3 protein-coding genes are annotated in these 4,161 nt (G+C 67.8%); 2 read left to right on the top strand and 1 reads right to left on the bottom strand.

Annotated elements, in window-relative coordinates:
- Positions 1 to 270 precede the first annotated feature (270 nt).
- The gene (gene xseA, locus VJ811_RS03460; RefSeq protein ID WP_324070882.1) at positions 271 to 1,683 is read right to left on the bottom strand and encodes an exodeoxyribonuclease VII large subunit; all 1,413 of its coding nucleotides are present in this window, start codon (positions 1,681 to 1,683) and stop codon (positions 271 to 273) included.
- On the opposite strand from xseA, the gene purD reads away from it, so the two are divergent.
- Both purD and VJ811_RS03450 read left to right on the top strand, forming a co-directional pair.
- A complete protein-coding gene (gene purD, locus VJ811_RS03455) occupies positions 1,682 to 2,959 on the top strand; it encodes a phosphoribosylamine--glycine ligase (RefSeq protein WP_324070880.1) in 1,278 nt (425 codons plus the stop codon). The two genes, xseA and purD, sit on opposite strands and share 2 nt — an antisense overlap.
- Positions 2,960 to 3,128: 169 nt before the next feature.
- Entirely contained in the window at positions 3,129 to 3,884 is a 756-nt protein-coding gene (locus tag VJ811_RS03450) for a hypothetical protein (protein WP_324070879.1), read from the top strand.
- Positions 3,885 to 4,161 lie beyond the last annotated feature (277 nt).

Genomic DNA, 4,161 nt, shown 5'->3' with positions numbered 1-4,161 from the left:
GGTTGCGGCTGGCGATCAACATGATGTTATCCAGTGGAAGAATGTGGCGTTGGCAGGGGTATAACAGCTTCGCAGCGCGCGCGTCAAAACAGGAAGCCGAACAGGATTCGCGCAGAGAGCGCAGAGCGCGCAGAGATTTTTGTTCACGCGGAGGCGCGGAGGCGCGGAGAAGATGAGATTGGCGGCTTCGCCGCCCTTTTTCTCTGCGAACTCTGCGCGCTCTGCGCGAATATCCTTTATCTCCGCGTCTCCGCGCCCCGCGTGAACCCTTTAGAAGAGCTCGCCCTGCCCCCGTCCAGGCGGCGCAGGCAGCGGCTTGCGAGCAGGCTTGGACGCCGCGCCCTCCGTCACCGCTGCCGCCACCTCGCCGTCGGCGAATTGCAGCCGGAGATGTCCGGCGTCCTGCGCCTTCGCAGCGGTCGTGACGATCGCCCCGCCGCCATCGCGCACCATCGCATAGCCGCGCGACAACAGCGCGCGCGGGTCGAGGCTGTCGAGCAATCGCCCGAGTCCCTCGATCAGCGCCCGGTCGCGGTCCCAGCGCCGCGCGAGCAGCGCGGGGCGCAGCGCCGCACCGCGCGTCGCAAGCCGCTCCGAAATCACCGCCAGCCGGTGGCGCTGGCTGCGGTCGAGCCGGTCGCCGGCATCGTCGAGCCGCTGGCGCTGCGGCGCATAGAGCGCATCGCGTTTCGGCAAATGCCGCGCCAGCGCGGTGAGCCGCTCGCCCGCCAGCGCCTGTTGCCGGTTCGCCGCCCCGATGATGCGGCCGTTCCACGTCGCAAGCTGCGCCTGCAGTTCGGCGCGCACCGGCACCGCCATTTCGGCCGCCGCGGTCGGGGTCGGCGCGCGCACATCGGCGGCATAGTCGGCGAGCGTCACATCGGTCTCGTGCCCAACCGCGCTGATCGTGGGGATGCGGCAATCGGCGATCGCGCGCACGACCACCTCTTCGTTGAACGCCCACAGATCCTCGATCGACCCGCCGCCGCGTGCGACGATCACTAGGTCGGGGCGCGGCACCGGCCCGCCGGGCGCGATGGCATCGAAGCCGCGGATCGCATTCGCAACCTGCGCCGCCGCGCCGTCGCCCTGCACCAGCACCGGCCACACGATCACATGCGTCGGGCAGCGGTCGGCGAGACGATGGAGGATGTCGCGAATCACCGCCCCGGTGGGCGAGGTCACCACGCCGATCGTGCGCGGAAGATAGGGCAGGCGGTCATATTTGCGTGTCCGGTCGAACAGCCCCTCGGCGCCGAGCCGCGCCTTCAATTTCTCGAAGAGCAGCATCAATGCGCCTTCGCCCGCGACCTCGAGCGTATCGACGACGAGCTGATATTTCGACCGTCCCGGATAGGTGGTGAGCTTGCCCGTCGCGATCACTTCGATCCCGTCCTCGGGCCGGAAGGCGAGCCGCCCCGCCTGCCCCTTCCACATCACCATGTCGATCAGCGCATTATCGTCCTTCAGCGCCGCATAGAAATGCCCCGACGCCGCGCGCTTCGCCCCCGACAACTCACCCCGCACGCGCACGCGCGCGAAGCCGTCCTCGACCGTGCGCTTGATCGCCGCCGACAATTGGCTGACCGACAGGGCAGGAGCGTTGTCGCCGGGCGCCGCCTCGGCTAACAGCCGCGCGGCGGTGTCATCATCGGACGCCGGATCGGGAAAAGGGACTGACATGAATATCCTGCTGGTCGGATCGGGGGGCCGCGAACATGCGCTCAGCTGGCAGTTGGCACAATCGCCAAGCTGCGCCAAGCTCTATGCCGCACCGGGCAATCCGGGGATCGAGGCGCACGCCGAATGCGTCGCCATCGCCGCCGACGATCTCGATGGTCTGATCGCCTTCGTCAAGGCGCATGCGATCGATTTCGTCGTCGTCGGCCCCGAAGCGCCGCTCGTCGCGGGCCTCGCCGACCGGCTGCGCGACCTGGGCGTCGCGGTCTTCGGCCCCGGCGCCGCCGCGGCGCGGCTCGAAGGCTCGAAGGGCTTCACCAAGGATTTGTGCGCGCGCGCCGGTATTCCCACGGCCGCCTATGTCCGCTGCACCAGCGCCGACGAAGCGCTCGCGGTGCTCGAGGGCTTTTCGATTCCCATCGTGATCAAGGCCGACGGGCTCGCCGCGGGCAAGGGCGTGATCATCGCCGAAACGCAGGCCGAAGCCGAAGCCGCGATCGAGGAAATGTTCGACGGCGCGTTCGGCGGCGCGGGCGCCGAGGTGGTGATCGAGGAATTTATGACCGGCGAGGAAGCGAGCTTCTTCGCGCTCTCCGACGGCACCGACGTGATGGCGTTCGGCAGCGCACAGGATCACAAGCGCGTCGGCGACGGCGACACCGGACCGAACACCGGCGGCATGGGCGCGTACAGCCCCGCCCCCGTCCTCACCGCCGATCTCGAAGCCGCGGTGATGGACCGCATCATCCGCCCGACGGTGGCGACGCTCGCCGCCGAGGGAACGCCTTATGTTGGCGTGCTGTTCGCGGGCCTCATGCTCACCGATGCCGGACCGAAGCTGATCGAATATAACGCCCGCTTCGGCGACCCCGAATGCCAGGTGCTGATGATGCGCTATGCCGGCGACCTCGCCGCGCTGCTTTACGCCGCATCGACCGGCGCGCTCGCGGACGCCGCGCCGCCCGCCTTCGCCAGCGATTATGCGCTGACCGTCGTGATGGCGGCGAACGGCTATCCCGCCACCCCCGAAAAGGGCGGCGCGATCCACGGCATCGCCGACGCCGAAGCGGGCGGCGTGCGGATTTTCCACGCCGGCACGGCGCGCGCGGGTGGCCAGATCGTCGCCGCGGGCGGGCGCGTGCTCAATGTCACCGCGACCGGCCGCACCGTGACCGAGGCGCAGGCGCACGCCTATGGTGCCGTCGACAAGCTCGATTTCGCCAGCGGCTTTTGCCGCCGCGACATCGGTTGGCGCGAGGTCGCGCGCGAAGCGAAGTGAAAAAATACCTCGTCATTCCCGCGAAAGCGGGAACCCAGCGAGCAACCGTGGCGGGCTGGGTTCCCGCTTTCGCGGGAATGACGAAGAAATATGAAACGGTTTGCTCCTTAGGGTGGACCCAGCCCATCGCGCCACATAGGCTGAACCAAAATCACAAGCGGAGAAGAAGATGACCTGGCTTCAGGAAAACTGGATTATCGCAGTCGTCGGGCTCGTTGTTGCGGTCGTGCTGCTCTGGTGGCTGTTCGGCCGATCGAAACCGCAAGAAATCGCCCCGCCCGCGGCTGAACCGGCCAAGCCCGCCAAGCCGCTCGAACCGGTGAAACCTGAAATCATCGCCGCCGAACCCGCGCGCTTCAAGCCGATCGAGCCGAAGCCGCAACCCGTCACCCCTCCGGCACCGCCGCCCGCGGCGGAACCGATCGCAAAGACGTCGCCCGCTGCGCCAAAACCGGTGTCCGTCCCCGAACCCGCCGCCGAGGCGCCGAAACCCGCAGCGAAGCCTAAGGCAGCCACCAAACCCGCCGCAAAAAAAGTCGCGGCGAAAGCAACGCCCAAGCCCCCGGCAAAGAAGGCTACGACCAAGCCCACGCCCGCCGAAGCCGCGACAGCCATCCCCGAGGAACCGACCGTTCCGCCGCCGGCACCGGAGCCCGCGCCCGCGCGCTCGACGACCGCGGACAATCTGCAATTGCTGAAAGGCGTCGGCCCGAAACTCGTCGTGCTGTTGAACGGCCTCGGCGTCAGCAGCTTCCAGCAGATTGCCGACTGGACCGACGCCGACATCGCGCGCATCGATCCAGAGCTCGGCGCCTTCCAGGGCCGCATCGCACGCGACAATATCGTCGACCAGGCGGGCTATCTGGCGCGCGGCGACAAGGCCGGCTTCGAAGCAAAATATGGGGCACTCGGCGGCGAGCTCTAAGGCGGCTAACGACCGGAAGTGGACGTTTTAGTTCCTCCCCGGAACGGGGAGGGGGACCGCCGCCGTAGGCGGTGGTGGAGGGGTCGGGACGGTGCGTCTTGACGAGAGGTTTCGACCCCTCCGTCAGCCCTGCGGACTGCCACCTCCCCGTTCCGGGGAGGAACTGACTATGCCCGCTCTCCACCCCAAAGCAGGCGTCGCCTTTCAAATAGGCCTTTCCTACATTATCGGGCTGTGCCAGCCCTTGTCCCGGCTCTTTCATTTGGTGGATAAATGC

It is taken from the genome of Sphingopyxis sp. (assembly GCF_035250425.1).
Classification (GTDB): domain Bacteria; phylum Pseudomonadota; class Alphaproteobacteria; order Sphingomonadales; family Sphingomonadaceae; genus Sphingopyxis.
Note: the sequence above shows the minus strand (reverse complement) of the source record. Positions and strands in the feature narration are given on the sequence as shown.

Excerpts from the sequence above, each read along its gene's own strand:
- purD (WP_324070880.1), top strand. The coding sequence starts at position 1,682 with ATGAATATCCTGCTGGTCGGATCGGGGGGCCGCGAACATGCGCTCAGC.
- xseA (WP_324070882.1), bottom strand. The coding sequence starts at position 1,683 with ATGTCAGTCCCTTTTCCCGATCCGGCGTCCGATGATGACACCGCCGCG.
- VJ811_RS03450 (WP_324070879.1), top strand. The coding sequence starts at position 3,129 with ATGACCTGGCTTCAGGAAAACTGGATTATCGCAGTCGTCGGGCTCGTT.